Annotated in this window: 22 protein-coding genes; 12 read left to right on the top strand and 10 right to left on the bottom strand. The window is 56.4% G+C overall.

The features are described 5' to 3' along the window. Positions 1-109 precede the first annotated feature (109 nt). The gene (gene hpt, locus INF58_RS01250; RefSeq protein WP_063450628.1) at positions 110-646 is read left to right on the top strand and encodes a hypoxanthine phosphoribosyltransferase; all 537 of its coding nucleotides are present in this window, start codon (positions 110-112) and stop codon (positions 644-646) included. Positions 647-736: 90 nt separating this feature from the next. On the opposite strand, the gene can is transcribed toward hpt, so the two are convergent. Further along, entirely contained in the window at positions 737-1,399 is a 663-nt protein-coding gene (can, locus tag INF58_RS01245) for a carbonate dehydratase (RefSeq protein WP_003856301.1), read from the bottom strand. A 107-nt stretch (positions 1,400-1,506) separates the two neighbouring features. Here can and INF58_RS01240 point away from each other — a divergent pair, with 107 nt between their 5' ends. From INF58_RS01240 to INF58_RS01225, 4 genes are all read left to right on the top strand, one after another. Then, positions 1,507-2,433: an ABC transporter ATP-binding protein gene (locus INF58_RS01240; RefSeq protein WP_003856300.1), complete on the top strand. Its 927-nt coding sequence runs from the start codon at positions 1,507-1,509 to the stop codon at positions 2,431-2,433. After that, positions 2,430-3,200, top strand: coding sequence for an ABC transporter permease (locus INF58_RS01235; protein WP_006810078.1), 771 nt, complete (start codon positions 2,430-2,432; stop codon positions 3,198-3,200). The genes INF58_RS01240 and INF58_RS01235 overlap by 4 nt, the downstream gene beginning before the upstream one ends. Before the next feature lie 112 nt (positions 3,201-3,312). Then, on the top strand, positions 3,313-3,753 hold the full coding sequence (locus tag INF58_RS01230; RefSeq protein ID WP_063867474.1) for a PTS sugar transporter subunit IIA: 441 nt from the start codon (positions 3,313-3,315) through the stop codon (positions 3,751-3,753). Between the two features lie 63 nt (positions 3,754-3,816). Continuing rightward, positions 3,817-5,064, top strand: coding sequence for a polysaccharide deacetylase family protein (locus INF58_RS01225; protein WP_193526933.1), 1,248 nt, complete (start codon positions 3,817-3,819; stop codon positions 5,062-5,064). Between the two features lie 3 nt (positions 5,065-5,067). On the opposite strand, the gene panD is transcribed toward INF58_RS01225, so the two are convergent. The 9 genes from panD to thpR all read right to left on the bottom strand — a co-directional run bounded on the left by panD (position 5,068) and on the right by thpR (position 12,003). Then, the gene (gene panD, locus INF58_RS01220; protein ID WP_006810068.1) at positions 5,068-5,448 is read right to left on the bottom strand and encodes an aspartate 1-decarboxylase; all 381 of its coding nucleotides are present in this window, start codon (positions 5,446-5,448) and stop codon (positions 5,068-5,070) included. 32 nt (positions 5,449-5,480) lie between these two features. After that, on the bottom strand, positions 5,481-6,332 hold the full coding sequence (panC, locus tag INF58_RS01215; RefSeq protein WP_193526829.1) for a pantoate--beta-alanine ligase: 852 nt from the start codon (positions 6,330-6,332) through the stop codon (positions 5,481-5,483). Positions 6,333-6,343: 11 nt separating this feature from the next. Then, positions 6,344-7,135, bottom strand: coding sequence for a 3-methyl-2-oxobutanoate hydroxymethyltransferase (panB, locus tag INF58_RS01210; protein WP_193526828.1), 792 nt, complete (start codon positions 7,133-7,135; stop codon positions 6,344-6,346). A 123-nt stretch (positions 7,136-7,258) separates the two neighbouring features. After that, positions 7,259-7,738, bottom strand: a complete 480-nt coding sequence (folK, locus tag INF58_RS01205) for a 2-amino-4-hydroxy-6-hydroxymethyldihydropteridine diphosphokinase (RefSeq protein WP_131636695.1) — start codon at positions 7,736-7,738, stop codon at positions 7,259-7,261. Next, positions 7,735-9,132, bottom strand: a complete 1,398-nt coding sequence (gene pcnB / locus INF58_RS01200) for a polynucleotide adenylyltransferase PcnB (RefSeq protein WP_074177770.1) — start codon at positions 9,130-9,132, stop codon at positions 7,735-7,737. Before pcnB ends, folK begins: the two co-directional genes overlap by 4 nt. A 42-nt stretch (positions 9,133-9,174) precedes the next feature. Continuing rightward, the gene (gene gluQRS, locus INF58_RS01195) at positions 9,175-10,065 is read right to left on the bottom strand and encodes a tRNA glutamyl-Q(34) synthetase GluQRS (protein WP_193526827.1); all 891 of its coding nucleotides are present in this window, start codon (positions 10,063-10,065) and stop codon (positions 9,175-9,177) included. Positions 10,066-10,122: 57 nt separating this feature from the next. Then, the gene (gene dksA / locus INF58_RS01190) at positions 10,123-10,578 is read right to left on the bottom strand and encodes an RNA polymerase-binding protein DksA (RefSeq protein ID WP_193526826.1); all 456 of its coding nucleotides are present in this window, start codon (positions 10,576-10,578) and stop codon (positions 10,123-10,125) included. A gap of 176 nt (positions 10,579-10,754) precedes the next feature. Further along, positions 10,755-11,459, bottom strand: coding sequence for a DNA/RNA nuclease SfsA (gene sfsA, locus INF58_RS01185; RefSeq protein ID WP_193526825.1), 705 nt, complete (start codon positions 11,457-11,459; stop codon positions 10,755-10,757). Further along, complete coding sequence (thpR, locus tag INF58_RS01180; RefSeq protein ID WP_063450614.1) at positions 11,449-12,003, bottom strand: RNA 2',3'-cyclic phosphodiesterase; 555 nt, start codon at positions 12,001-12,003, stop codon at positions 11,449-11,451. The genes sfsA and thpR overlap by 11 nt, the downstream gene beginning before the upstream one ends. Before the next feature lie 73 nt (positions 12,004-12,076). On the opposite strand from thpR, the gene hrpB reads away from it, so the two are divergent. From hrpB to fhuA, 7 genes are all read left to right on the top strand, one after another. After that, positions 12,077-14,506 carry an ATP-dependent helicase HrpB gene (gene hrpB / locus INF58_RS01175; RefSeq protein WP_193526824.1) on the top strand — a complete coding sequence of 810 codons (2,430 nt, stop codon included), beginning with the start codon at positions 12,077-12,079 and terminating at the stop codon, positions 14,504-14,506. A 153-nt stretch (positions 14,507-14,659) separates the two neighbouring features. Beyond that, positions 14,660-17,185: a bifunctional glycosyl transferase/transpeptidase gene (mrcB, locus tag INF58_RS01170; protein WP_063450612.1), complete on the top strand. Its 2,526-nt coding sequence runs from the start codon at positions 14,660-14,662 to the stop codon at positions 17,183-17,185. Positions 17,186-17,529: 344 nt separating this feature from the next. Then, the gene (locus INF58_RS01165) at positions 17,530-18,102 is read left to right on the top strand and encodes a fimbrial protein (protein WP_227414977.1); all 573 of its coding nucleotides are present in this window, start codon (positions 17,530-17,532) and stop codon (positions 18,100-18,102) included. 43 nt (positions 18,103-18,145) lie between these two features. Continuing rightward, positions 18,146-18,859, top strand: coding sequence for a molecular chaperone (locus tag INF58_RS01160; protein ID WP_193526822.1), 714 nt, complete (start codon positions 18,146-18,148; stop codon positions 18,857-18,859). Positions 18,860-18,879: 20 nt separating this feature from the next. Continuing rightward, positions 18,880-21,357 (top strand): fimbria/pilus outer membrane usher protein, encoded by a 2,478-nt coding sequence (locus INF58_RS01155; RefSeq protein WP_193526821.1) that lies wholly within the window; start codon positions 18,880-18,882, stop codon positions 21,355-21,357. A 13-nt stretch (positions 21,358-21,370) separates the two neighbouring features. Then, positions 21,371-22,378, top strand: a complete 1,008-nt coding sequence (locus INF58_RS01150; protein WP_193526820.1) for a fimbrial protein — start codon at positions 21,371-21,373, stop codon at positions 22,376-22,378. A gap of 202 nt (positions 22,379-22,580) precedes the next feature. Further along, the gene (fhuA, locus tag INF58_RS01145) at positions 22,581-24,791 is read left to right on the top strand and encodes a ferrichrome porin FhuA (protein WP_063867487.1); all 2,211 of its coding nucleotides are present in this window, start codon (positions 22,581-22,583) and stop codon (positions 24,789-24,791) included. Positions 24,792-24,814 lie beyond the last annotated feature (23 nt).

Genomic DNA, 24,814 nt, shown 5'->3' with positions numbered 1-24,814 from the left:
ATACGCCAGGCTTATCCATTTACTGATATAATGGCTGGCTTGCGTATCGATGCCGGAGCAAGATTCATCCGCATTGAGAGATTTTCATTAAAATCATTTGGTTAGTAATATGAAACATACTGTTGAAGTGATGATCCCGGAAGCCGAGATCAAAGCGCGTATCGCCGAACTGGGTCGTCAAATCACCGAGCATTACAAGGACAGCGGCAGCGAAATGGTGCTGGTTGGTCTGCTGCGCGGTTCTTTCATGTTCATGGCAGACCTGTGCCGTGAAGTGCAGGTACCGCACGAGGTCGATTTTATGACCGCTTCCAGCTACGGCAGCGGCATGTCCACAACCCGTGATGTGAAAATCCTGAAAGATCTGGATGAAGATATTCGTGGCAAAGATGTGTTGATCGTTGAGGACATCATCGACTCCGGCAACACGCTCTCTAAAGTGCGGGAGATCCTGAGCCTGCGCGGACCAAAATCGCTGGCGATTTGTACCCTGCTGGATAAGCCTGAGCGCCGTGAAGTACAGGTGCCGGTGGAGTTCGTTGGCTTCTCCATCCCGGACGAATTCGTCGTGGGTTACGGCATTGACTACGCGCAGCGTTATCGTCATTTGCCGTATGTTGGCAAGGTCGTGATGCTGGACGAGTAATGGTGGCGTGTTGCCCGGTGGCGCTCCGCTTACCGGGCCTACGAAGGGCACGTGTAGGCCGGGTAAGGCGCAGCCGCCACCCGGCTTTGTTTATTTGTGGTTAACGTGCTTAAGCTTGAGGTTGGCAATCCCCGAGCGGTAACGCTGCTCCAGCGTTTCACGGTTGGTGGCGGTCACTTCCAGATTGCGCAGCAGACCGTCGTGAATACCGTACGCCCAGCCGTGGATAGAGACCTTCTGCCCGCGTTTCCACGCCGACTGCATAATGGTAGAGTGGCCCAGGTTGTACACCTGCTCCATCACGTTCAGCTCGCACAGGGTGTCGAGACGGCGTTCCTGCGGCATTTCGCCCAGCAGTGAGCTATGTTTGAACCAGATATCACGAATGTGCAGCAGCCAGTTATCGATTAACCCCAGCTCTGTATTTTCGACCGCCGCCTGCACGCCGCCGCAGCCGTAGTGGCCGCAGATAATAATGTGCTCGACCTCCAGAACATCAACGGCATACTGAACAACCGAAAGGCAGTTGAGATCGGTATGAATAACCAGATTAGCAACGTTGCGGTGAACAAACAGTTCGCCAGGCTCAAGACCGGTCAGACGTTCGGCGGGGACGCGGCTGTCGGAACATCCAATCCAGAGAAAGCGCGGGTTCTGCGCTTGTGCTAGTTTTCCAAAAAATCCGGGGTCTTCCTCCACCAGCATTTTTGACCATAGTGCATTGTTGCTGATGAGTGTATCTATGTCGTTCATGGAGGTTAGCGACCTGTAACCAAGTGATTGCGTTGCGCTACTATAGGGTAACCAGACTTTTAATGAAACCACACAACGTGTGTCAGAACTTAAGGTAAGTTGAATTCATGGCGATTGCACTGGAGCTGGAACAGCTCAAAAAAACCTACCCGGGAGGCGTTCAGGCGCTGCGCGGGATAGATCTTAAAGTCGAAGCGGGAGATTTCTACGCGCTTCTGGGGCCGAACGGGGCGGGGAAATCCACCACCATCGGGATCATCAGCTCGCTGGTCAACAAAACTTCCGGTCGCGTCAGCGTGTTTGGCTACGATCTGCAAAAAGACGTGGTCAACGCCAAGCGTCAGCTGGGGCTGGTGCCGCAGGAGTTTAACTTCAACCCGTTTGAAACGGTGCAGCAGATTGTGGTTAACCAGGCGGGTTACTACGGCGTCGAGCGTAAAGAGGCGCTGGAGCGTAGCGAAAAGTACCTGAAACAGCTCGATCTGTGGGAAAAGCGTAACGAACGCGCGCGGATGTTGTCCGGGGGGATGAAGCGCCGCCTGATGATTGCCCGCGCGCTGATGCATGAGCCAAAGCTGCTTATTCTCGATGAGCCGACCGCCGGGGTGGATATTGAACTGCGTCGCTCCATGTGGGGCTTCCTGAAGGATCTGAACGATAAAGGCACCACCATCATTCTGACCACGCACTATCTGGAAGAGGCGGAAATGCTGTGCCGCAATATCGGCATTATCCAGCACGGCGAGCTGGTGGAAAACACCTCAATGAAGAATCTGCTCTCTAAATTGAAATCAGAGACCTTTATCCTCGATCTGGCGGCGAAAAGCGCACTGCCGAAGCTGGAGGGGTATAACTACCGTCTGGTCGATACCTCGACGCTGGAAGTGGAAGTGCTGCGCGAGCAGGGGATCAACAGCGTGTTTTCACAGCTGAGCGCGCAGGGCATTCAGGTATTAAGTATGCGTAACAAAGCGAACCGACTGGAAGAGCTGTTTGTCTCTCTGGTGCACGATAAACAAGGAGACAAGGCATGACGCATCTTTACTGGGTCGCGCTGAAAAGCATCTGGGCGAAAGAGATCAACCGCTTTATGCGTATCTGGGTGCAAACCCTGGTGCCGCCGGTTATCACCATGACGCTCTACTTCATCATTTTCGGTAACCTGATTGGTTCCCGCATCGGTGAGATGCACGGTTTCACCTATATGCAGTTCATCGTGCCGGGCCTGATCATGATGGCGGTGATCACCAACGCTTATGCGAACGTGGCCTCGTCGTTCTTCAGCGCCAAGTTCCAGCGCAACATTGAAGAGCTGCTGGTGGCGCCAGTGCCAACGCACGTCATCATCGCCGGTTACGTGGGCGGCGGCGTGGCGCGCGGGCTGTGCGTGGGGATCCTGGTTACGGCCATTTCGCTGTTCTTCGTGCCGTTCCAGGTTCACTCCTGGCTGTTCGTGGCGCTGACGCTGTTGCTGACGGCAATCCTGTTCTCGCTGGCCGGCTTGCTGAATGCGGTGTTCGCGAAAACGTTTGACGACATCAGCCTGATCCCGACCTTTGTGCTGACGCCGCTGACCTACCTCGGCGGGGTGTTCTACTCCCTGACGCTGCTGCCGCCGTTCTGGCAGGCGCTCTCGCACCTGAACCCGATTGTCTACATGATCAGCGGTTTTCGCTTCGGTTTCCTCGGCATTACCGACGTGCCGCTGTTCACCACCGTCGTCGTGCTGGCGGTGTTTATCGTGGCGTTCTACCTGCTGTGCTGGTATCTGATCCAGCGTGGTCGCGGCCTGCGCAGCTAAACCTCTGCCTTCTGCCCGGCAACGTACCGTCTGCCGGGCACTTTCTTTGACAGTTATCACCGTAAACTAACCTTCACTCCGGTAAACTACTCGCCTGCTAAGGAGAGACGTTATGCTGGGATGGGTGATTACCTGCCACGATGAAGTGGCGCAGGAAATGCTGCTGAAGCTGGAGGCCCGATTTGGTCCCCTGGCGCAATGCCGCGCGGTAAACTACTGGCGAGGGCTAAGCACCAACATGCTCAGCCGAATGATGTGCGACGCGCTGCATGAAACCGACACCGGTGATGGGGTGATTTTTCTCACCGACAGATCGGGCGCGGCGCCTTATCGTTCAGCGGCATTAATGAGCCACAAGCACGATAATTGTGAAGTGATCTCCGGTATCAGCCTGCCGTTACTCGAAGTCATGTACCCGCTACGCGCAACGTTGAGCAGCGCTGAGTTTCGCCACGCCATTGTGGCGCAGGGCTTGCCGGGCGTGAGTAGCCTATGGCACCAGCAGCAGAAAAACCCGCCTTTCGTTCTGCTTCACGATCTGTATAAGCATTAAACATTGGTATTGATGACGCTTTTGCTACAATGGCGGCTGATTTTCCGTGTCGATTTATATCCCATGCTCATGCGCGTCATCTTTATCCTTCTGCTGCTGGTTTCCAGTGGTGCGTCTGCCAGCCTGACCAGTCAGCAAGGCCTACCTGCTCAATATATGCAAACCACTGAAGATGCGGCCATATGGGCGCAGGTGGGTAACGCCGTGGTGAACGTGGGTAACGTCCACGCCGGGCAGATCCTCGCCGTTTTCCCGGCGGCAGCTGATTACTACGAATTTCGTTTTGGATTTGGCACGGGCTTTATTGATAAAGACCACCTTGAGAAAGTGCAGGGTAAACAACGTGTTGAGGATAGCCTGGGCGACCTCAATAAGCCGCTCAGTAATCAAAACCTCATCACCTGGAAAGACACGCCTGTCTACAATGCCCCCAGCAGCGGAAGCGCGCCGTTTGGCACCTTAAGCGCCAATCTTCGCTATCCGATCCTGAATAAGCTGAAAGACCGCCTGAACCAGACCTGGTTCCAGATCCGTATCGGCAATCGTCTGGCGTGGATCAGCAGCCTGGACGCGCAGGAAGATAACGGACTGCCGGTTCTGACCTACCATCATATTCTGCGTGATGAAGAGAACACCCGTTTTCGCCACACCTCCACGACGACAAGCGTACGCGCGTTTAATAACCAGATGGCCTGGCTACGCGATCAAGGCTATACCACGCTGACGATGTACCAGCTGGAAGGGTACGTGCGCAACAAAATGAACCTCCCCGCGAAAGCGGTGGTGATCACCTTTGACGACGGCCTGAAGTCGGTGAGCCGCTACGCGTATCCGGTGCTGAAAAAGTATGGCTTCAACGCGACGGCGTTTATTATTTCATCCCGTATCAAGGGCCATCCGCAAAAGTGGGACCCAAAATCGCTACAGTTCATGAGCGTTCAGGAAATTAAGAGCATCCAGGACGTGTTCGACATCCAGTCTCACACCCATTTTCTGCATCGCGTGGATGGGTATAAACACCCCATCTTACTGAGCCGCAGCTATCATGTGATCCTGTTTGATTTTGAACGCTCGCGGCGTGCGCTGGCGCAGTTCAATCCGCGCGTGCTGTATCTCTCCTACCCGTTTGGCGGGTATGACAATAAAGCGATAAAGGCGGCGAATGATGCCGGTTTCCATCTGGCCGTGACGACGATGAAGGGGAAGGTGAAGCCGGGGGATAATCCGTTCTTACTGAAACGCCTGTATATCTTAAGAACGGATTCGCTGGAGACGATGTCGCGGCTGATCAGTAATCAGCCGCAGGGGTAAGCGTCAGGCAACCTGAACCGGAATCGCCTTAGCGGTGCGCTTCATGTCGTTATCGCCTTCAAAGTAAGCGACCTTTGGCTGCCAGCGGCGCGCTTCTTCATCAGACATCATGACGAAGCTGGCGATGATCACAATATCACCCACGTCCGCGCAGTGTGCCGCCGCGCCGTTCACGGAGATGATTTTAGAGCCGCGCTCGGCGGCGATCGCATACGTGGAGAAGCGTTTGCCGTTATTCACGTTCCAGATATCAATCGCTTCGTTTTCGAGAATACCCGCCGCGTCGAGAAAATCCTGGTCGATCGCGCAGGAGCCTTCATAGTGCAGGTCGGCCTGAGTGACTTTCACACGGTGAAGCTTACCTTGCAGCATTTTGCGAATCATTACGTTTACCTTTCATCTTCCGGGTAGAAAAACTACGCCAGCTCAACCACTTTGTTGTCGATAAGGCGAGCCTGGCCGAGCCATGCCGCCACCAGAATTACCGCACGTTTGCTGGTCTCTGAAAGCGCCAGAAGCGTATCGGCATCCCGAATTTGCACGTCGTCAGCACGAAGACCTTTGTCGTTCAGCGCCTGTTCAGCCAGAGCAACAATCTCTTCTGCGGTTAACTCTTTCGCCAGCAGCTGCTCTGCCATGGTATTCATGACCTTGCTTAAGCCCGGCGCAATTTTACGCTGTTCGGCGGTCAGGTAGCCGTTACGGGAACTGAGCGCCAGGCCGTCTTTCGCACGCACAATCGGCACGCCGACAATCTCTATGTCGTAGCCCATGTCGGCAACCATTTTGCGGATCAGCGCCAGCTGCTGGAAATCTTTCTCACCAAAGCAGGCGATGTCCGGCTGCACCAGGTTAAACAGCTTGCTGACGATGGTGGAGACGCCGCGGAAATGGCCCGGGCGGCTGGCGCCTTCCAGCATGGTGGAAATGCCCGGTACGTCCACGTAGGTCGCTTCACCGGTTCCCTGTGGATAAACGTCTGCCGGAGCCGGCGCGAAGACGATATCCCCATGACGTTTTTTGAGCTTCTCGCAATCTTCCTGCAAGGTGCGCGGGTAGCGCGCCAGATCGTCTTCACGATCGAACTGCATCGGGTTAACGAAGATGCTGACTACCACGATATCTGCACGGGCTCTCGCTTCATCGACCAGCTTCATATGGCCGTCGTGCAGGTTGCCCATGGTTGGGACCAGTGCGATACGTTTACCTTCCTGACGCGCCCGGCGGATATGCTGGCGCAGCAGCGGCAGGGTTTCTATGATTAGCACACCTTGACTCCTTAATGGAAACTGTGTTCTTCGCCCGGATACACGCCGGACTCAACCTCGGTAATATACTGCCGCACCGCAGCGCGCATGTCGCCTGCTTCTGTCAGGAAATTTTTAGCGAATTTTGGAATATGTCCGCCGGTGATCCCGAAGGCATCATGCATCACCAGAATCTGGCCGTCGGTGACGTTGCCCGCGCCGATGCCGATAACCGGAATCGACAGCGCCTCGGTGATGCGTTTAGCCAGCTCAACCGGCACGCACTCCAGCACCAGCAGCTGCGCCCCGGCGGCTTCCAGCGCCAGGGCATCATCGAACAGCGTCTGCGCCGCATCGCCGCGCCCCTGAACCTTATAGCCACCAAAAATGTTTACTGATTGCGGCGTCAGCCCTAAGTGCCCGCAAACCGGCACGGCGCGTTCGGTGAGCATTTTCACCGTGTCCACCAGCCAGGCGCCGCCTTCAATTTTGACCATATTGGCGCCGGCGCGCATCACGGCTGCCGCATTTTCAAAGGCCTGTTCCGGGGTGGCGTACGCCATAAACGGCAGATCGGAAAGCAGCAGGCAGGCGGGGGCACCCCGGCGCACGGCGCGGGTATGGTATGCAATATCGTCGACTGTGACCGGCAGAGTGGAATCATGCCCTTGTACCGTCATCCCTAACGAATCTCCGACCAGCATGACGTTGATCCCCTCTTCGGCAAACAGTTTTGCGAAGCTGTAGTCATACGCGGTGATGGTGGCGAAGCGTTTTTTTTCCTGTTTGCATTTCTGCAATAAGGAGATGGTGGTTGGTTTCATACTGTTTCCTGATGGCCCAAAAGCGAATCTTTGCGCATTCTAACAGTAACATTCGAGGGAACAATGATTTTAGGCAATCGATTAACCACAATTAACAAATGGCTAATCGACGGTGACGCGGGATTACCAGCGGGCCGGTTTTTCCACGTTGAGGTTTTGCAGAACGGTCTTCAGCGAGATGCCGTCAGGGAAGGTGAGATCGGGGGCGATTTCATACAGCGGCCAGAGCATAAATCCACGGTTTTTCATGTCGTAATGCGGAACGGTGAGGCGTTCGGTGTTAATCACCTCGTGGCCGAATAGCATCATATCCAGGTCGAGCGTGCGCGGCCCCCAGCGTTCGGCTTTGCGGACGCGGCCCTGCTGTAGCTCAATGCGCTGGGTGTTATCCAGCAGCGTTTCAGGATCAAGGGCCGTTTCCAGCGCCACGGCGGCGTTCAGATAGTCAGGCTGATCCTGCGGGCCGAGCGGTGGCGTACGGTAAAACGAAGAGACAGCAACGATGCGGCTTTGCGGGATCTCCCCCAGCGCCTGCACGGCAGCGTTAACCTGCTCCAGCGGAGAGGCCAGATTGCTGCCGATGGCTATATACGCGAGGGTCATGCCGTGCCTTCACGACGCGGTGCGCGCTTGCGCGGACGACGGTGACGACGGCGCGGTGCCGGCTCATCATCCAGATCCGTAAGCATATCTTTTTGCTCCGGTGGTGCAGAAACCTGAAACTCGCCCCACCACTGCGCCAGGCGCTGTAGCTCCGGGTTTCTTTCCACTTCAGCACGCAGAGAGAGCAGGTCGAACGCGGCGCGGAACTTCGGATGCTCCATCAGCTTCCAGGCGCGTTTACCCTGACGGCGGGACATGCGCAGCTGAAGCTGCCAGATATCACGCACCAGCGTGGTAATACGTTTCGGGATCGCCAGCGTGCGACAGCCTTCGTCCAGCACGTCGTTTGCCGCCAGCGCGAACGCATCATAATAGGCGAGACCGCTCTCCTGAGTGATGCGCTGTGCCGTTTCCAGCAGCGGATACCAGAACATGGCCGCGAACAGGAATGCCGGGTTAACGCGCATATCGTTATGAATGCGGGTGTCAGTGTTCTTCAGCACCTGCGCAATCATCCGCTCCATTGCGCTGTCACCGTTTTCGGTGAAGTAGCGGGTAATGGTCGGGAACAGCGGCTGGAACAGGTTGTATTCACGCAGCAGATTGTAGGTTTCAAACCCGTAGCCTGCCTGGAGCAGCTTTAATGACTCTTCGAACAGACGGGCAGGGGGCACGTCGTTAATCAGCGTTGCCAGGCGTGGAATAGGTTCTGCGGTTTCCGGGCTGATACGCATGTTCAGCTTGGCGGCGAAACGCACGGCGCGCAGCATCCTGACCGGATCTTCGCGATAGCGCGTTTCTGGCGTGCCGATCAGACGAATCAGGCCGTCTTTCAGATCCTGCATGCCGCCGACGTAATCACGCACGGTGAAATCCGCCACGCTGTAGTAAAGGCTGTTGATGGTGAAATCGCGACGCTGAGCATCTTCTTCAATAGAGCCGAAGATGTTGTCGCGCAGCAGCATGCCGTTTTGACCGCGCTGGGAAGTGGTGCGATCGTTGACGCCCGCTTCGTGGTGACCGCGGAAGGTCGCCACTTCAATAATTTCCGGGCCAAACATCACGTGCGCCAGACGGAAACGGCGGCCAACCAGACGGCAGTTGCGGAATAATTTACGCACCTGCTCAGGCGTGGCGCTGGTCGTCACGTCGAAATCTTTTGGCTTTTTGCCCAGCAGTAAATCGCGAACCCCGCCGCCGACGAGATAGGCCTCGTAGCCTGCTTTATTCAGACGATAGAGCACCTTGAGGGCATTTTCACTGATATCTTTGCGGGAAATGTTGTGCTGCTCACGCGGAACGACCGACATGTGTGGCTGTGCAATAGCGTCGTTCGCCATGCTCTCTTCGCGGCTCAGCACTTTACGGCAAAAATTAGCGACTCGGGTAAAAATAGTACACCTCGTAGTGTGTTTTGTTATCAAAAAAGCGGCTAATCATAGCTCAGCGCAACGCATTTGAGAATGCTGGATTTTTGGCACGGCCATTAGCGTCCAGCCAGCAACCGCTCTTTTCAGCAATTCATCCAGACTCAGATCCTGCCATTCCTGCGTTACATTCTGGTTGAGAAATCGCAGCGCGTCGATCAAAACCGGGCGCGGATCGCCGTCAGGCAGCGCCGGGGCATGGTTCTGTTTTGACAGCTTATTCCCCTGTTCATTGACCGCCAGCGGCAGATGAATGTAATCCGGCACCGTCCAGCCAAACTGCTGGTAAAGCGATATCTGCCGCACGGTAGGTTCGACGAGATCCGCTCCACGCACGATTTCCGTGACGCCCTGAAAATGGTCATCGACAACGACCGCCAGATTATAGGCAAACAGACCATCACGACGGTGAATAATAAAATCCTCACGCGCCAGGCGTTCGTCCGCCTGAAGGGTGCCTGAGAGCACGTCGGTAAACTGCGTCACCGGGAAGCGCTGTATCAGCCGTACGGCGGCATTTTCAGGGCCGTTGTGCAGCGTACGGCAGTGGCCGTCGTAAACGCCACCCACGCTCTGAATACGCGCGCGCGTGCAGGTGCAGTTATAAGAAAGACCCTGTTCAGCAAGCCATGCCAGGCGTTCACGGTAGGCATCATGGCGTTGAGACTGCCAGAGCACTTCGCCGTCCCAGTGAAGACCGTAATGTTCCAGCTGACGCAGAATGGTTTCTGCTGCACCGGGAACTTCACGCGGAGGATCGATATCTTCAATGCGGACCAGCCATTTACCCTGACGGGCGCGAGCCTGTAGGTAGCTGCCGAGCGCGGCAATTAATGAGCCGAAGTGTAATTCACCGGAGGGAGATGGCGCAAAGCGCCCAATATAGTGAGATTCAGACATATCAACGGTAACAAGGCGGGAGAGACTCCCGCCTTTGCAGTAGTGAGAGGGCAGGCGTTAACCGGCCATCTGTTTTTCGCGGATTTCTGCCAGCGTTTTACAGTCGATGCACAGATCGGCTGTTGGACGCGCTTCCAGGCGACGAATACCGATTTCAACACCGCAGGATTCGCAGTAGCCAAAATCTTCGTCCTCGACCTTCTTCAGCGTTTTTTCAATCTTTTTGATCAGTTTGCGCTCGCGGTCACGGTTACGCAGTTCGAGGCTGAACTCTTCTTCCTGAGCGGCACGGTCGACCGGATCCGGGTAGTTAGCAGCTTCATCCTGCATATGTGTAACGGTGCGATCGACTTCATCCCTGAGTTGATTACGCCATGCTTCAAGAATACGCTTGAAGTGCGACAGCTGGGCTTCGTTCATATACTCTTCGCCCGGCTTCTCTTGATACGGCTCCACCCCAGCGATGGCGAGAATACTCAGGGACGATGTTTTACGGTTTTGCCCTTCTTGCATGTTGCTTCTCCTTAACACGCACTATCGATCCCCATGTTGGGGGAAAAATCAGGTCGCTATAAATAGCAGATGCTTTTCCGTATGGCAATTATCTAAACGTAACACTTGACAACCCTGTGAGGAAAAGCGTATTTGCGCACGCGGCCAGAACACTTATTAGTCAATCGTCTAATCCCTTATAAGACAATGGGAAGAGAGGATCTCAGAGTCATATTATCGGCAGAAAGTTCCGCTTTATAAGCCAAAATCTCTACCCCCTGCTTTTGTGCCTCATTCAACAATTGCGCGTATTTAGGATCAATATGACGGGCCGGGGAAAACCGTTCAATGGCTGAATGCAGAACCGCAAACAGCAACACGGCGCGCTTGCCCGCCGCCGCCACACTCATTAGCTCTCGCAGATGCTTCTGGCCACGTAGCGTTACCGCATCCGGAAAGAAGCCGTTTTCCTGTTCTGCTAACGTCACTGATTTCACTTCAATATAGCACTCAGGCCGGTCTTCCGCCTGTAGCATAAAATCAATTCTGCTGCCTTCATCGCCATATTTCACTTCGCTTTTTTGCGTGCCGTAACCCACAAGTTCAGGAAGGGTTCCCTGGGTCAGGGATTCTTTAACCAGCTGATTGGCGCGCAGGGTATTAACACAAATAAATGCCCCGTTTTGCGTTTCGGTCATTTCCCAGGTATGGGGATATTTGCGTTTAGTATTTTCTGAAGTGGAATACCAGACCGTATCACCCGGCGTGGCGCAACCGGTCATGGCGCCGGTGTTAGGGCAGTGCAGCGTGAGCGTTTCGCCCTCAGGCGTGATTACGTCAGCGAGAAAGCGTTTGTAACGCTGGAGCAGCGTGGCGGGCTGGAGTGCAGGGCTAAACTTCATCAGGATTCCTTAGCGTGTCGCCCAGCGTCCAGCGCTGGAGCGGAGTATAGCGGGTGCGTCCTTGTACAAAGGCAGATTCGTAAAGCGCAAATTCCTTCACCTCAAAGGACCAGTGAAAGCCCGGTGGCGGGATGGCAACGGCCTGACCCGCATCGCGCAGCAGGGTAATGTGGGGATGAAACGGCTGCGGGCTCTGGTAACAGCCGCTGCGCGCGGCCTGCGCCCGCAGCATGCTGGCGAGCTGGAGCAGCCCGCGAGGGGGCTGACGCGTCCCCAGCCAGACCACCCGAGAGCGCAGCCATTGCCCGGCATCGTCAAGATGCAGCGTAAACCCCGGCTGGGAAATGCGTCCGGCCAGTGCGCTTAAGGCGCGCTGCTTTTCAGCGCTTACATCGCCGAGAAACGCTAACGTCAGGTGCATATTGGCGGCGGCGACAGGGCGGCCCGCTTCTGCCGGGAAGTGGCTGGCGCGCCAGCGAACAATTTGCCGTTGAAGCGAGGCGGGTAATTCAATGGCGAAGAATAGCCGTTTTGACTCAGACATGCGCAAGACTCGGTAATGATATGCGCCGATGCTACAATGTACGCCGATTAATGTTAACCCTCTGGAGCCGTAAGTGTCTTCTTTGCCCGTTGCCGTCGTCCTTCCTGAGCTTCTTGCTGCCTTAGAACATGCGCCACAGGTTTTGCTCAGCGCGCCCACGGGAGCGGGTAAATCCACCTGGCTGCCCCTGCAAATCCTGCGTGAGGGGAACATCAGCGGGAAAATTATCCTGCTGGAGCCGCGCAGGCTGGCCGCGCGCAACGTGGCGCAGCGCCTCGCGGAACTGCTGAATGAAAAACCGGGCGAGACGGTAGGGTACCGGATGCGCGCCGAAACCTGCGTTGGCGCGTCCACGCGGCTGGAGGTGGTCACCGAAGGCATTCTCACCCGCATGCTGCAAAACGATCCGGAGCTGACCGGCGTCGTGCTGGTGATCCTTGATGAATTTCACGAGCGCAGCCTACAGGCCGATCTGGCTCTTGCGCTGCTGCTCGACGTTCAGCAGGGGCTGCGCGACGACCTTCGCCTGCTGATTATGTCGGCGACGCTGGATAACGAGCGGCTCCGGCAGACGCTCCCCGACGCGCCGATGATTGCCTCCGAAGGACGAGCCTTTCCGGTTGAGCGCCGCTATCAGCCGCTGCCTGCCCATCAGCGCGTTGACGAAGCCGTTGCCATCGCCACCGCCGAACTGCTCCGCCAGGAGCCCGGCTCGCTGCTGCTGTTTTTACCCGGCGTAGGTGAAATCCAGCGCGTACAGGAACAGCTGGCGTCACGGGTGAGCAGCGATGTTGCGCTTTGTCCGCTGTATGGCGCCCTGTCGTTAAGCGACCAGCGCAAAGCAATCCTTCCCGCCCCGGCGGGGCAGCGCAAAGTGGTGCTGGCGACCAATATTGCCGAAACCAGTTTGACCATCGAAGGCATTCGCCTTGTGGTGGACAGTACGCAGGAGAGGGTCGCCAGCTTTGATCCGCGCACCGGGCTGACCAGGCTGCTGACGCAGCGCATTAGCCAGGCCTCGATGGTGCAGCGCGCAGGGCGAGCCGGGCGTCTTGAGCCGGGTATTTGTCTGCATTTAACCAGCGCCGAGCAGGCGGAGCGTGCGGCACTACAAAGCACGCCTGAAATTTTACAAAGCGATCTCTCCGGGCTGGTGATGGATCTGATGCAGTGGGGCTGCCCGGATCCTGACCAGCTCACCTGGCTTAATCCTCCGCCTGTCGTGAACCTCACCGCCGCGCGCAGCCTGCTGACCCAGCTTGGCGCGCTGGAAGGTGAACGTCTGACGGCGCGCGGCCAGAAAATGGCGGAACTGGGCAACGATCCGCGACTGGCAGCGATGCTGGTGGCCGCGCAGGGCGAAGATGAAATTGCCACGGCGGCGAAACTGGCGGCTATTCTTGAGGAGCCGCCGCGCGGCGGCGGCAGCGATCTGGGGCAGGCCTTTTCACGCAATCAGGGAAACTGGCAGCAGCGGGCACAGCAGCTATGTCATCGCCTGAAGTGCCGGGGAGGATCGCCTGACAGCGATAAAATGACTTCTCTGCTGGCACAGGCTTTTCCGGACAGGATTGCGCGCCGCCGCGGACTTGACGGCCGCTATCAGCTGGCAAACGGGATGGGCGCGATGCTCGACAGCGATGATGCCCTGACGCGTCATGAATGGCTCATTGCCCCTTTGCTGCTACAGGGCAGCCATTCCCCGGATGCGCGCATTTTGCAGGCGATTGCGGTGGATATTGACGCCCTGACGCGTGCCTGCCCGCAGCTGCTTCAGCAATCTGACATTGTCGAATGGGATGATGCCCAGGGTACGCTGAAGGCATTCCGTCGTAGTCAGATTGGTAAACTGACGCTCGGGACGACACCGCTGGCGAAGCCGTCGGAAGAAGAGTTACACCAGGCGATGCTGAACGGCATTCGTGAAAAAGGGCTGAGCGTTCTGAACTGGACACCGGAGGCGGAGCAGTACCGTATTCGTCTGCACTGCGCCGCGAAATGGCTGCCGGCGTACGGCTGGCCGGCGGTGGATGACGATACCCTGCTCGCGACGCTTGAACAGTGGCTGCTGCCGCAAATGAGCGGCGTGCACTCGCTGCGCGCCCTTAAGGCGCTTGATGTTAAGGCAGCGTTACAGAATTTACTGGACTGGTCGTTACGTCAACGTCTGGATAGTGAACTGCCTGGGCATTACACTGTGCCAACCGGGAGCCGGATTGCTATTCGTTATCATGAGGATAATCCTCCGGCGCTGGCGGTTCGGATGCAGGAGATGTTTGGTGAGGCCACCACGCCGTCGATCGCTGAAGGGCGTGTGCCGTTGGTGCTTGAGCTGCTTTCGCCCGCGCATCGTCCCTTGCAGATCACCCGCGATCTGGGCGCGTTCTGGGCGGGGAGCTATCGTGACGTGCAGAAAGAGATGAAAGGGCGGTACCCCAAACACGTCTGGCCGGACGATCCGGCGAATACCGCGCCGACGCGGCGCACGAAGAAATATTCGTGATGAATCGAAAAGGGGAGGGCGGCCTGATGCCCTCACCCCGGCCTTCTACCACGGGGAGAGGGGAGAAACAAACTTTGAGAGATTTCTTCTTTCACTGACCTGTGCAAGATAAGAAAATCTGGCCTTTGCGCCTGAATGTTGCGGAGAAAAAGCATGGCGGGGAATGACCGCGAGCCAATAGGACGTAAGGGAAAGCCAGCGCGTCCGGCGAAAGAAAAGGTAAGCCGTCGTCGCCTCAGAGATGAGGAGTATGACGATGACTATGAAGACGATTATGAGGATGAAGAACCGATGCCGCGTAAAGGGAAAGGCAAAGGGCGTAAGCCTCGTGGGAAGCGCGGCTGGTTCTGGCTGCTGCTGAAGCTGTTCATTGTTTTTGTTGTTCTGATCGCGATTTACGGCGTGTATCTGGATCAGAAGATCCGCAGTCGTATCGACGGGAAAGTCTGGCAATTGCCGGCGGCAGTGTATGGTCGCATGGTGAACCTTGAGCCGGACATGTCCATCAGCAAAAACGAGATGGTGAAACTGCTGCAAGCTACGCAGTATCGTCAGGTCACGAAAATGACCCGTCCGGGCGAATTTACCGTCCAGGCGAAAAGCATTGAGATGATCCGCCGTCCGTTCGACTTCCCGGACAGCAAAGAGGGCCAGGTGCGCGCGCGTCTGACCTTTGACGGCGATCGCCTGGAAACCATTGAGAACATGGATAACGACCGCCAGTTCGGTTTCTTCCGTCTCGATCCGCGCCTGATCACCATGCTGTCGTCCGCAAACGGCGAACAGCGCCTGTTCGTGGCGCGTAACGGCTTCCCGGATCTGCTGGTGGATACCCTGCTGGCAACCGAAGACCGTCACTTCTACGAGCACGACGGTATCAGCCTCTACTCCATTGGCCGTGCGGTGCTGGCGAACCTGACCGCCGGGCGTACGGTGCAGGGGGCGAGTACGCTTACCCAGCAGCTGGTGAAAAACCTGTTCCTCTCCAGCGAGCGCTCTTACTGGCGTAAAGCCAACGAAGCGTACATGGCCGTGCTGATGGATGCGCGCTACAGCAAGGATCGTATCCTTGAGCTGTACATGAACGAGGTGTACCTCGGCCAGAGCGGCGATAACGAAATCCGCGGCTTCCCGCTGGCGAGCCTGTACTACTTTGGCCGTCCGGTGGAAGAGCTGAGCCTTGATCAGCAGGCGCTGCTGGTGGGCATGGTTAAAGGGGCGTCAATCTATAACCCGTGGCGCAACCCGAAACTGGCGCTGGAGCGTCGTAATCTGGTGCTGCGTCTGCTGCAACAGCAGCAGGTGATTGACCAGGAGCTGTACGACATGCTGAGCGCGCGTCCGCTGGGCGTTCAGCCGCGCGGTGGGGTGATCTCCCCGCAGCCTGCCTTTATGCAGATGGTGCGTCAGGAGCTGCAATCTAAGCTCGGAGATAAAGTAAAAGATCTCTCCGGAGTGAAGATCTTTACCACCTTTGACTCCGTGGCGCAGGATGCGGCAGAAAAAGCGGCGGTGGAAGGTATTCCGGTTCTGAAGAAGCAGCGTAAGCTGAGCGATCTGGAAACCGCGATGGTGGTGGTTGACCGCAACACCGGTGAAGTTCGCGCCATGGTGGGCGGTGCCGAGCCGCAGTATGCGGGCTATAACCGTGCGATGCAGGCGCGTCGTTCGATTGGTTCTCTGGCAAAACCGGCGACCTATCTGACCGCGCTGAGCCAGCCGAACCTCTATCGCCTGAACACCTGGATTGCCGATGCGCCTATCTCCCTGCGCCAGCCTAACGGTCAGGTATGGTCTCCACAGAACGACGATAAGCAGTTCAGCGGTCAGGTGATGCTGGTGGATGCGTTAACCCGCTCAATGAACGTGCCGACGGTTAACCTCGGGATGGCGCTGGGCCTGCCGGCCATCACCGATACCTGGCAGAAGCTGGGCGTGCCGAAAGATCAGCTGCACCCTGTTCCGGCCATGATCCTGGGGGCGCTTAACCTGACGCCAATCGAAGTAGCCCAGGCGTTCCAGACCATTGCCAGCGGCGGTAATCGTGCTCCGCTTTCCGCCCTGCGTTCGGTGATAGCGGAAGATGGCTCCGTGCTGTATCAAAGCTTCCCGCAGGCTGAGCGCGCGGTTCCGGCGCAGGCAGCCTATATGACGTTATGGACGATGCAGCAGGTTGTACAGCGCGGTACCGGGCGTCAGCTGGGGGCGAAGTATCCGGGTCTGCATCTGGCAGGTAAAACCGGGACCACCAACAACAACGTTGATACCTGGTTTGCCGGTATTGACGGCCGTGAAGTGGTGATCACCTGGGTGGGTCGCGACAACAACCAGCCGACCAAACTGTATGGTGCAAGCGGTGCAATGTCGATTTACCAGCGCTATCTGGCAAATCAGTCTCCGGTGCCGCTGAACCTCGTTGCGCCGGAAGATATCGTCGATATGGGCGTGGACAGCTCAGGTAACTTCATCTGCGGCGGCGGCGTGCGTTCGCTGCCGGTCTGGACGACCAATCCGGATGCGCTGTGTCAGCAAAGCCAGCCTGAGCAGCCAACGGGCAATCCGTTTGACCAGTCTTCTCAGCCTCAGCAGCCGCAGCAGCAACAGCCGCAGCAGCAGGACGAGAAGAAAGACAGCGACGGCGTCGCCGGCTGGATCAAAGACATGTTCGGCGGAAATTAATTAATTCCCTGAATTTAAAAGCCGCTTTCTCGTAAAGCGGCTTTTTTTTATTTCCCTCCGTTGCTTTAGTATAATTATTAAATACTGAATGTAGAATTATTAATCTTATAGACTAGTTTTATAAATCAGGGGGTTATAATAATCGTGACCGATTTTACCCTTTTGCACGCTGGACATGATAAAGAATAATCTGATGTAATCCCGCCATGAAATTCATCATTCATCAGGACATTCTTATTAATAGGTGTCGGAAAATGAATGATGTCTCGCTTTACCTGACATTCTGATGCAAATTCGCTTTGCCGGGAATGGATACCTTCATCAGCAAATATAAGGATATTGTTATGCGTAAATATATTATTACTTCTTTACTGGGCGGAAGCATTTTGGCGGCGCTGTCGCTTCCGGTTTTGGCATCGAATGATTCCGGCACGGTGAACTTTGCCGGAAAAATTGTTGCGGATACCTGCGAAATTAACGTTGATGGCACCGGTACGAATGCATCGACAGTAACGTTTGCCGATACCTATCCTTCGGATTATAGCGGCGACGGCTCGGTGGGAACGTCAAAAGCGTTCAAAATTGAGGTGAAGAAATGTGACCCGCTGGTCGCAAAACTGAACCTGAAGTTCAGCGGCTCCACCACGGACGCCGCCTACAAACGTCTTCAGAACGATCTGACCGGTGTAGGTAATGCCACCAACGTCGGTATTATCGTCAGCAATGAGAATGGCACGAAAGGGGACGTGATTTTTGACGGATCTACCCCTAACGCGGGCACTGACGTTGCGAACGATGCGACGGGACAGGCTGCTTCCGTCTTTAACTACACCGCGAAGGTTATTCAGGCTGGAGAAGACGCGCCAACGGCGGGTCATTATGCCTCCTCTGCCACGTTCGAGGTTGTTTATCGCTAAAAAAAATCAGGCAGCCTGAAAAGGCTGCCTTCTGGAACGCAGGATGAAACATTTAATTAAAGTGTTATGCGGCTGCCTGGTTATTTCCTGCTGTACAGCGCAGGCCAGCGTGGTTCTCGGTGGAACGCGAATCGTTTATCCATCGAATAAGTCTGAAGTGCAAATTGCCCTCAAAAATAAAGATCCTCATACGCGTTATCTGGTACAGAGCTGGGTGAGCTATCCCGATAATGCGAAAGCCCCCTTTGTTATCACGCCTCCCGTGTATAAATTACAGGGAAATCGCCAGACGCTTTTACATATTATTTTTACCGGCGATAAAAAAAGCCTGCCTGCGGATCGGGAGTCGCTATTTCTGGCTAACGTTAAATCCGTTTCGGCCTTATCGCCGGAATTAAAAGATAAGAATACCCTTCAGTTTGCGATGAAGACGCGTCTGAAGCTGTTCTGGCGCCCTGCGCAACTGAAAGAAACGGACGCTCTGCACGCCTTTGAAAAAATCACGTTTCGCCGTCAGGGTGACACTCTGATTGCAAAAAATTCCACGCCTTTTTACGTCTCATTTGGCGAGCTGGCCGTTGGCGGCAAAAGCGTGCCGGTGGTGGATAACAAAGCCATGCCGGGAGCGATTTCCATGATGGTTGCGCCATTCAGCGAGCAGCGTTTCGCCCTGCCCGGTTCGGCAAAAGGTGCCGTGACGTGGACGGCAATCAACGATTTCGGCGCGCAAACCCCTCAACGCAGTCAGGCACTGTAAACCGATCATGCTGGTATCGTATGTCATCATCGTCACGGCTCAAACAGGTTCTGAAGGGGATCGCGCTGGCATTGCTGGCCGCGATCCAGCCTGCCGCGGCTGATGACGACTTCAACCTGCGGATTCTGGAGCTGGATACGCCGCTTGAAAATACCGCGACGCTGAAAAATTTCATCAATGATAACGGCCTGATGCCCGGCAGTTACCAGACCACGATCCTCTGGGACGGGGATGTTCTGGATAAGCGCCCCGTAACGTATGTTCTCTCGGCGGACAAACAGCGCCTGCTGCCTGAGCTGACCAAAGCCGAGCTGCGCGCGCTGGGGGTAAAGGTGGATGCCATTGCCGATATGGCCGGGCTGGACGACGCGGCGCGCATCGACGATATCTCCCGTTTTATAAAAAATGCCCGCTACGAATTTAATCAGGATAATCAGACGCTGACGCTGGTTATCCCCCAGATGTACCGCGATCGGGCGACGGCGGGGGCCATCAGCCCTAAGCTGTGGGATGACGGTGCTCCGGCGGCCTGGACCAGCTACCAGCTTAGCGGTTCGCAGCAGCGCTATAGCGGGGGCAATACCTCGTCAACCTGGCTGGGCCTGGACTCCGGTATTAACGTGGGCGCATGGCGCCTGCGCAACAACAGTACCTGGAGCGATACCGCCGGCTGGGACGCTATCGCCACCACGCTACAGCGCGACGTTAAGCCGCTGCAAAGCCAGATGGAGATTGGCCAGACCTATACCAACGGTGAACTTTTCGACAGCATTCAAATGACCGGGATGAAGCTCGAGACCGACACGTCCATGCTTCCCACCGGCCAGCAGGGTTTTGCTCCGGTCATACGCGGCATTGCGAACAGCGACGCGAAGGTCACCGTGAAGCAAAACGGCTACACGATTTACCAGAGCAACGTCTCGCCGGGGCCGTTCGCGATCCGTGATTTGAGCCAGGTGGCGTCGGGCGCCGATCTGGAAGTGACCGTTGAAGAAGCGGATGGCAGCGAGCACAGCTTTATCCAGGCCAGCGCGTCGGTGCCGGTGCTCCAGCGCGAAGGAAACCTGAAATATTCTCTGGCGATGGGGCGCTATCGCGGCAGCGAGGGCGAGGATACGCCTGCGTTTGCCCAGGGAACGGCGATCTATGGCTTTCCGTATGGCATAACGGCCTATACCGGCGTGCTGGGTGCGTCGCAGTATCACGCGGCGCTGGTCGGGGCGGGGGCGGATTTGGGGCGCTTCGGTTCGGCATCGGTGGATGTCACGGGTGCCCGCACCGCTTTTGATGACGGTCGTGATGACGCGAGCGGATTATCCTGGCGCGCGCAATATGCGAAAGATATTCCGGATACGAATACCACCGTCACGCTTGCCAGCTACCGCTACTCCACCGCCGGTTTTTACACCTTTCAGGAGGCAATCGACCAGCGCGACGGTGAGATTGACGACGGGATTTATACCTATCGCCTGACCAACAACCGGCGAAGCCGTATGCAGCTTAACCTTTCTCAGCGCCTTTCGGACTGGGGGTCGGCTTACCTGAACACCTATCAGCAGGATTACTGGGACATGGATGGCCGCGAGCGCAGCGTCAGTGCCGGGCTGAGCTCCAGCTGGCGCGATATCTCCTGGTCATTAAGCTACAGCCTGACCCGGACGCCCGATGCGGATGCTGACCGGCAGATGGCCCTGACGCTGAATATTCCCTTCTCCCACTGGCTACCCAACGCCTGGGCGAGCTACAGCGTCAACACCGCCAGCGGAGGTTTTGTCTCGCATCAGGTGGGGCTTGGCGGCACCGCGCTTGAGGATAATAAGCTCAGCTACAGCCTTCAGCAGACGTACGCTAATCATGATACCGGCTACGGCGGCAGCCTGTCCGGCCGCTATCGGGGAGCCTCCGGCGATCTGGGGCTGGGGTACAGCTATGGCGGTGATAACCGGCAGTGGAACTACAGCGCACAGGGCTCCGTCGTGGCGCATGAACATGGCGTGACCTTAGGGCAGACGGTCCGCGACGCGTTCGCCGTTGTGCATATCGAGGGCGGCGACAACGTTAAGGTTCAGAACGGCCGGGGTATTTCAACCGATCGCTTTGGCAACGCGGTTGTCCCGTCGCTGACCGCCTACCGGCATAACGTCATCACGGTAAATACCCAGGATCGGGACGATATCGACATTGAGGCCGCGACGCAGGATCTTGTCCCGACGAAAGGGGCGGCGCTGGCCGCAACGTTCGACGCGCGCGTCGGGCGGCGGGCGCTGGTCATGTTGCTTCATCGGGGCAAGGCCGTGCCGTTCGGGGCCGTACTCGCCCTGCAAAACGCGACCGCCATCGTGGGAGACGAAGGGGAAGTGTATTTAACCGGGCTGCGCGGCAGCACAGCGTTTAACGTGCAGTGGGGAGAAGAGGGGGACGCGCAGTGCCGCGGCACGCTCGACGTGCCCGCCGACGGCGCGACAGGCATTTTTAAAACAACGGTAAACTGCCAATAAAATGGGTGAAACAATGCGTCTACGTTTTTCATTTTCCTCGCTTATCGCCTGCGCGCTGGCGCTGGGCGCGGTTGTCTTTATTCACCCGGCGAGCGCCAACTGTAGCTTTAGCGGCGGCGAGGGCAACGACGGGGTCGTCACGTTCCAGCTGCCTGCGGTCATCGCCGTCGCGCCTGACGCGCCGGTGGGCACCGTGATTTATGACGGTAGCGTTGAAAGTAATGAAATTACCGTGGATTGCGGTGGCGCCGACGCCCAGATCCGCCGCGGCTATTTGTCCATCACCAGCGCCGACGCGCGCGAAGACGTCATGCCCGGCGTGTACAGAACCAACGTGCCGGGAATCGGGATCCGCGCTGCCTCATCCACGGAAAAGCACCCCAGCTATACGTCAGGCGATCTCGTGCGCCCATGGGACTTTCTGGGAACCATGCATGGTTATTCGCATCAGGTATTGACCTTCCGCGCCGCCGCGCAGCTGCTGGTGATCGGGAATGTTGAAGAGGGCAACCTCGATACCGGACGATTAACCGCGCAGGATACGCTGGGCGGCGCGGTTATCGGCGAAATGCGCTTCTCGCCCACCAGCGTGCGCATTACGACCAATACCTGTAACCTGGTCGACCGGAATATTTACGTCCCGCTGAAGACCGTTAATACGCAGGATTTCACCGGCCAGTACACCGACGTGCTGACCGACAACAGCTTTAAAATTGAGATAAGCGAGTGTGCGGCAGGCACAAAGGTGGATTATCAGTTTACGAGCATAGGATCGACGGGCGTTACAAACGGGAATACGTTAGGCATTGCCGCCGGGGATCATGCCGCCGCGGGAGTCGGGATCCAGATTCTGGACGGCAATAATACGGTGCTGCAATTCGACCATAGCTATACGGCGATAACCAGCACGCAGGATAACGTGCCCGTGGAAATTCCGCTGAAAGCGCGCTACGTCAAAACGGGAGAGGTGAAAGCCGGCAAGGTTGATGCGGTTGCTACTTTTGAACTTTTTTATCGCTGATCGCCGCCCGCCCGCGCGGGTTTTTGCGATCATTTCGCTACACTTTTTAACCCTCTCTTTTCATCTGGTTATTTCTTAAACCCTCAATTCTTGTAGGGCCGCATATCGCTTGCTATGCCGTCAGCGTTTCGCATATTATTCTGCGGTCATAATAATAATTCTCGTTTACGTTATCATTCACCTTTTTCATCAGAGATCCATCATGGCGCTTTCCAATACTGCTCAGCCAATTAACACGTCGCTGCGTAAAATCGCAGCCGTCGTAGCCACAGCGGTTGCCGGCATGTCTGCTTACGCACAGGCCGCTGAAACCCCCAAGAAAGAAGAAACCATCACCGTGACTGCCGCACCGGCTGCACAGGAAAGTGCCTGGGGGCCTGCACCGACGATTGCGGCAAAACGTACCGCAACGGCGACGAAAACCGATACGCCGATTGAGAAAACTCCGCAGTCTATTTCCGTGGTAACACGCGAAGAGATGGACATGAAACAGCCGGGGACGGTTAAACAGGCGTTGGCCTATACCCCAAGCGTTTTCGCAACGCGCGGCTCATCCACAACTTACGATGTGGTTTCGATTCGTGGTTTCACTACCTCCAGCACCGTGAATACCAACCAGTATCTGGATGGTATGAAGTTGCAGGGGGACAACTACTCTGAAGCGTCCATGGATCCGTACTTCCTTGAGCGCGTAGAGCTGCTGCGTGGCCCGACGTCCGTACTGTATGGTAAAAGCCATCCGGGCGGCGTGGTAAGCATGGTCAGCAAGCGTCCGACTACTGAACCGTTGAAAGAAATTCAGTTCAAAATGGGGACGGATAACCTCTGGCAGACCGGGTTTGATTTCAGCGACGCGATTGACGATAACGGCGTGTGGTCATACCGTCTGACCGGCCTGGGACGCAGCGAGAACGCGCAGCAGGATATGGTGAAGTCTACTCGTTACGCGATTGCGCCGTCTTTCAGCTGGCGCCCCGATGATAAAACCGACTTCACTTTCCTGAGCAACTTCCAGAGCGATCCGGATGCAGGTTACTACGGCTGGCTGCCGCGTGAAGGTACGGTCGTGCCTTACTATGATGCAGCCGGAAAGGCGCATAAGCTGCCGACCGACTTCAACGAAGGCGATGAAGACAACAAGATCTCCCGCCGTCAGAAAATGGTGGGGTATAGCTTCGCGCATGAATTTAACGACACCTTCACCGTGCGCCAGAACCTGCGGTACACCAAAATCAACACGCTTTACCGTTCAGTTTACGGTAACGGCTATATCGCCCCGGCCCAGATCAGCCGTGCGTATGTACGTTCTGATGAAGACCTTAACTCGTTTACGGTTGATACCCAACTCCAGTCAAAATTCGCGACCGGCGCCGTTGACCATACGCTGCTGACGGGTGTGGATTACCTTCGCATGCGCAATGACATCGATGCTGACTACGGCACTGCCGATCCCATCAGCATGAATAATCCGCAGCACGGCAACGCGAACGTCAATGTGAACTTCCCGTATGCCATGCTCAATCGCCAGGAGCAGACCGGGCTCTATGCGCAGGATCAGGCGGAATGGGATAAGTGGGTACTCACCATGGGTGGCCGCTATGACTTTGCGAAAACGTCTGCCTTTAACCGTAATAACGGGACCACTGCGGAAATCAACGATCGGGCATTCACCTGGCGCGGGGGGATTAACTACCTGTTCGACAACGGGATCACCCCATACTTCAGCTACAGCGAATCCTTCGAGCCTATTTCGGGTACCACCCAGGGCGGCAAACCGTTCGATCCGGCTCGCGGCAAGCAGTATGAAGCGGGCGTGAAGTATGTGCCGAAAGATCTGCCTGTTGTAGTGACGGCAGCGGTATACCAGCTGACCAAAAACAACAACCTGACCGCCGATCCGGCGAACCCGACCAGCGGCTTTAGCGTGCAGGGCGGTGAAATTCGCTCCCGTGGCTTTGAGCTGGAAGCGAAAGCGGCGGTGTCGGCTAACGTGAACGTGACGGCGGCCTACAGCTATACCGATGCGGAATATACCCACGATACCTGGTATGAAGGACGTCGTCCGGCGGAAGTGCCGCGCAACATGGCGTCTCTGTGGGCAGATTACACCTTCCACGAGACTGCGCTGAGCGGCCTGACCGTCGGTGCGGGCGCGCGTTATATCGGTGACACCGTTTCCTACTACTCTTCGGCGTCGCCTAAAGCCTATGAGTCCTTTAACGTTGCGGGCTATGCTCTGGCGGATGCGACGGTGAAATACGATCTGGCACGCTTTGGTCTGCCGGGCTCTTCCGTCGGCGTCAACGTGAACAACATCTTTGACCGCGAGTACGTCTCCAGCTGCTACAGCGAGTATGCATGCTACTGGGGAGCAGGACGCCAGGTTGTCGCCACCGCGACCTTCCGCTTCTAACCTCTTTATGGGCACGGTTCGCC

Origin of the sequence: Enterobacter cloacae complex sp. P24RS (assembly GCF_014982165.1) — a bacterium.
GTDB lineage: Bacteria > Pseudomonadota > Gammaproteobacteria > Enterobacterales > Enterobacteriaceae > Enterobacter > Enterobacter quasihormaechei.
Note: the sequence above shows the minus strand (reverse complement) of the source record. Positions and strands in the feature narration are given on the sequence as shown.

What these genes read in the sequence shown, in the direction of transcription:
- hpt (WP_063450628.1), top strand. Translation starts at nt 110, where the DNA reads ATGAAACATACTGTTGAAGTGATGATCCCGGAAGCCGAGATCAAAGCG.
- can (WP_003856301.1), bottom strand. Translation starts at nt 1,399, where the DNA reads ATGAACGACATAGATACACTCATCAGCAACAATGCACTATGGTCAAAA.
- INF58_RS01240 (WP_003856300.1), top strand. Translation starts at nt 1,507, where the DNA reads ATGGCGATTGCACTGGAGCTGGAACAGCTCAAAAAAACCTACCCGGGA.
- INF58_RS01235 (WP_006810078.1), top strand. Translation starts at nt 2,430, where the DNA reads ATGACGCATCTTTACTGGGTCGCGCTGAAAAGCATCTGGGCGAAAGAG.
- INF58_RS01230 (WP_063867474.1), top strand. Translation starts at nt 3,313, where the DNA reads ATGCTGGGATGGGTGATTACCTGCCACGATGAAGTGGCGCAGGAAATG.
- INF58_RS01225 (WP_193526933.1), top strand. Translation starts at nt 3,817, where the DNA reads ATGCTCATGCGCGTCATCTTTATCCTTCTGCTGCTGGTTTCCAGTGGT.
- panD (WP_006810068.1), bottom strand. Translation starts at nt 5,448, where the DNA reads ATGATTCGCAAAATGCTGCAAGGTAAGCTTCACCGTGTGAAAGTCACT.
- panB (WP_193526828.1), bottom strand. Translation starts at nt 7,135, where the DNA reads ATGAAACCAACCACCATCTCCTTATTGCAGAAATGCAAACAGGAAAAA.
- folK (WP_131636695.1), bottom strand. Translation starts at nt 7,738, where the DNA reads ATGACCCTCGCGTATATAGCCATCGGCAGCAATCTGGCCTCTCCGCTG.
- gluQRS (WP_193526827.1), bottom strand. Translation starts at nt 10,065, where the DNA reads ATGTCTGAATCTCACTATATTGGGCGCTTTGCGCCATCTCCCTCCGGT.
- dksA (WP_193526826.1), bottom strand. Translation starts at nt 10,578, where the DNA reads ATGCAAGAAGGGCAAAACCGTAAAACATCGTCCCTGAGTATTCTCGCC.
- sfsA (WP_193526825.1), bottom strand. Translation starts at nt 11,459, where the DNA reads ATGAAGTTTAGCCCTGCACTCCAGCCCGCCACGCTGCTCCAGCGTTAC.
- thpR (WP_063450614.1), bottom strand. Translation starts at nt 12,003, where the DNA reads ATGTCTGAGTCAAAACGGCTATTCTTCGCCATTGAATTACCCGCCTCG.
- mrcB (WP_063450612.1), top strand. Translation starts at nt 14,660, where the DNA reads ATGGCGGGGAATGACCGCGAGCCAATAGGACGTAAGGGAAAGCCAGCG.
- INF58_RS01165 (WP_227414977.1), top strand. Translation starts at nt 17,530, where the DNA reads ATGCGTAAATATATTATTACTTCTTTACTGGGCGGAAGCATTTTGGCG.
- INF58_RS01160 (WP_193526822.1), top strand. Translation starts at nt 18,146, where the DNA reads ATGAAACATTTAATTAAAGTGTTATGCGGCTGCCTGGTTATTTCCTGC.
- INF58_RS01155 (WP_193526821.1), top strand. Translation starts at nt 18,880, where the DNA reads ATGTCATCATCGTCACGGCTCAAACAGGTTCTGAAGGGGATCGCGCTG.
- INF58_RS01150 (WP_193526820.1), top strand. Translation starts at nt 21,371, where the DNA reads ATGCGTCTACGTTTTTCATTTTCCTCGCTTATCGCCTGCGCGCTGGCG.
- fhuA (WP_063867487.1), top strand. Translation starts at nt 22,581, where the DNA reads ATGGCGCTTTCCAATACTGCTCAGCCAATTAACACGTCGCTGCGTAAA.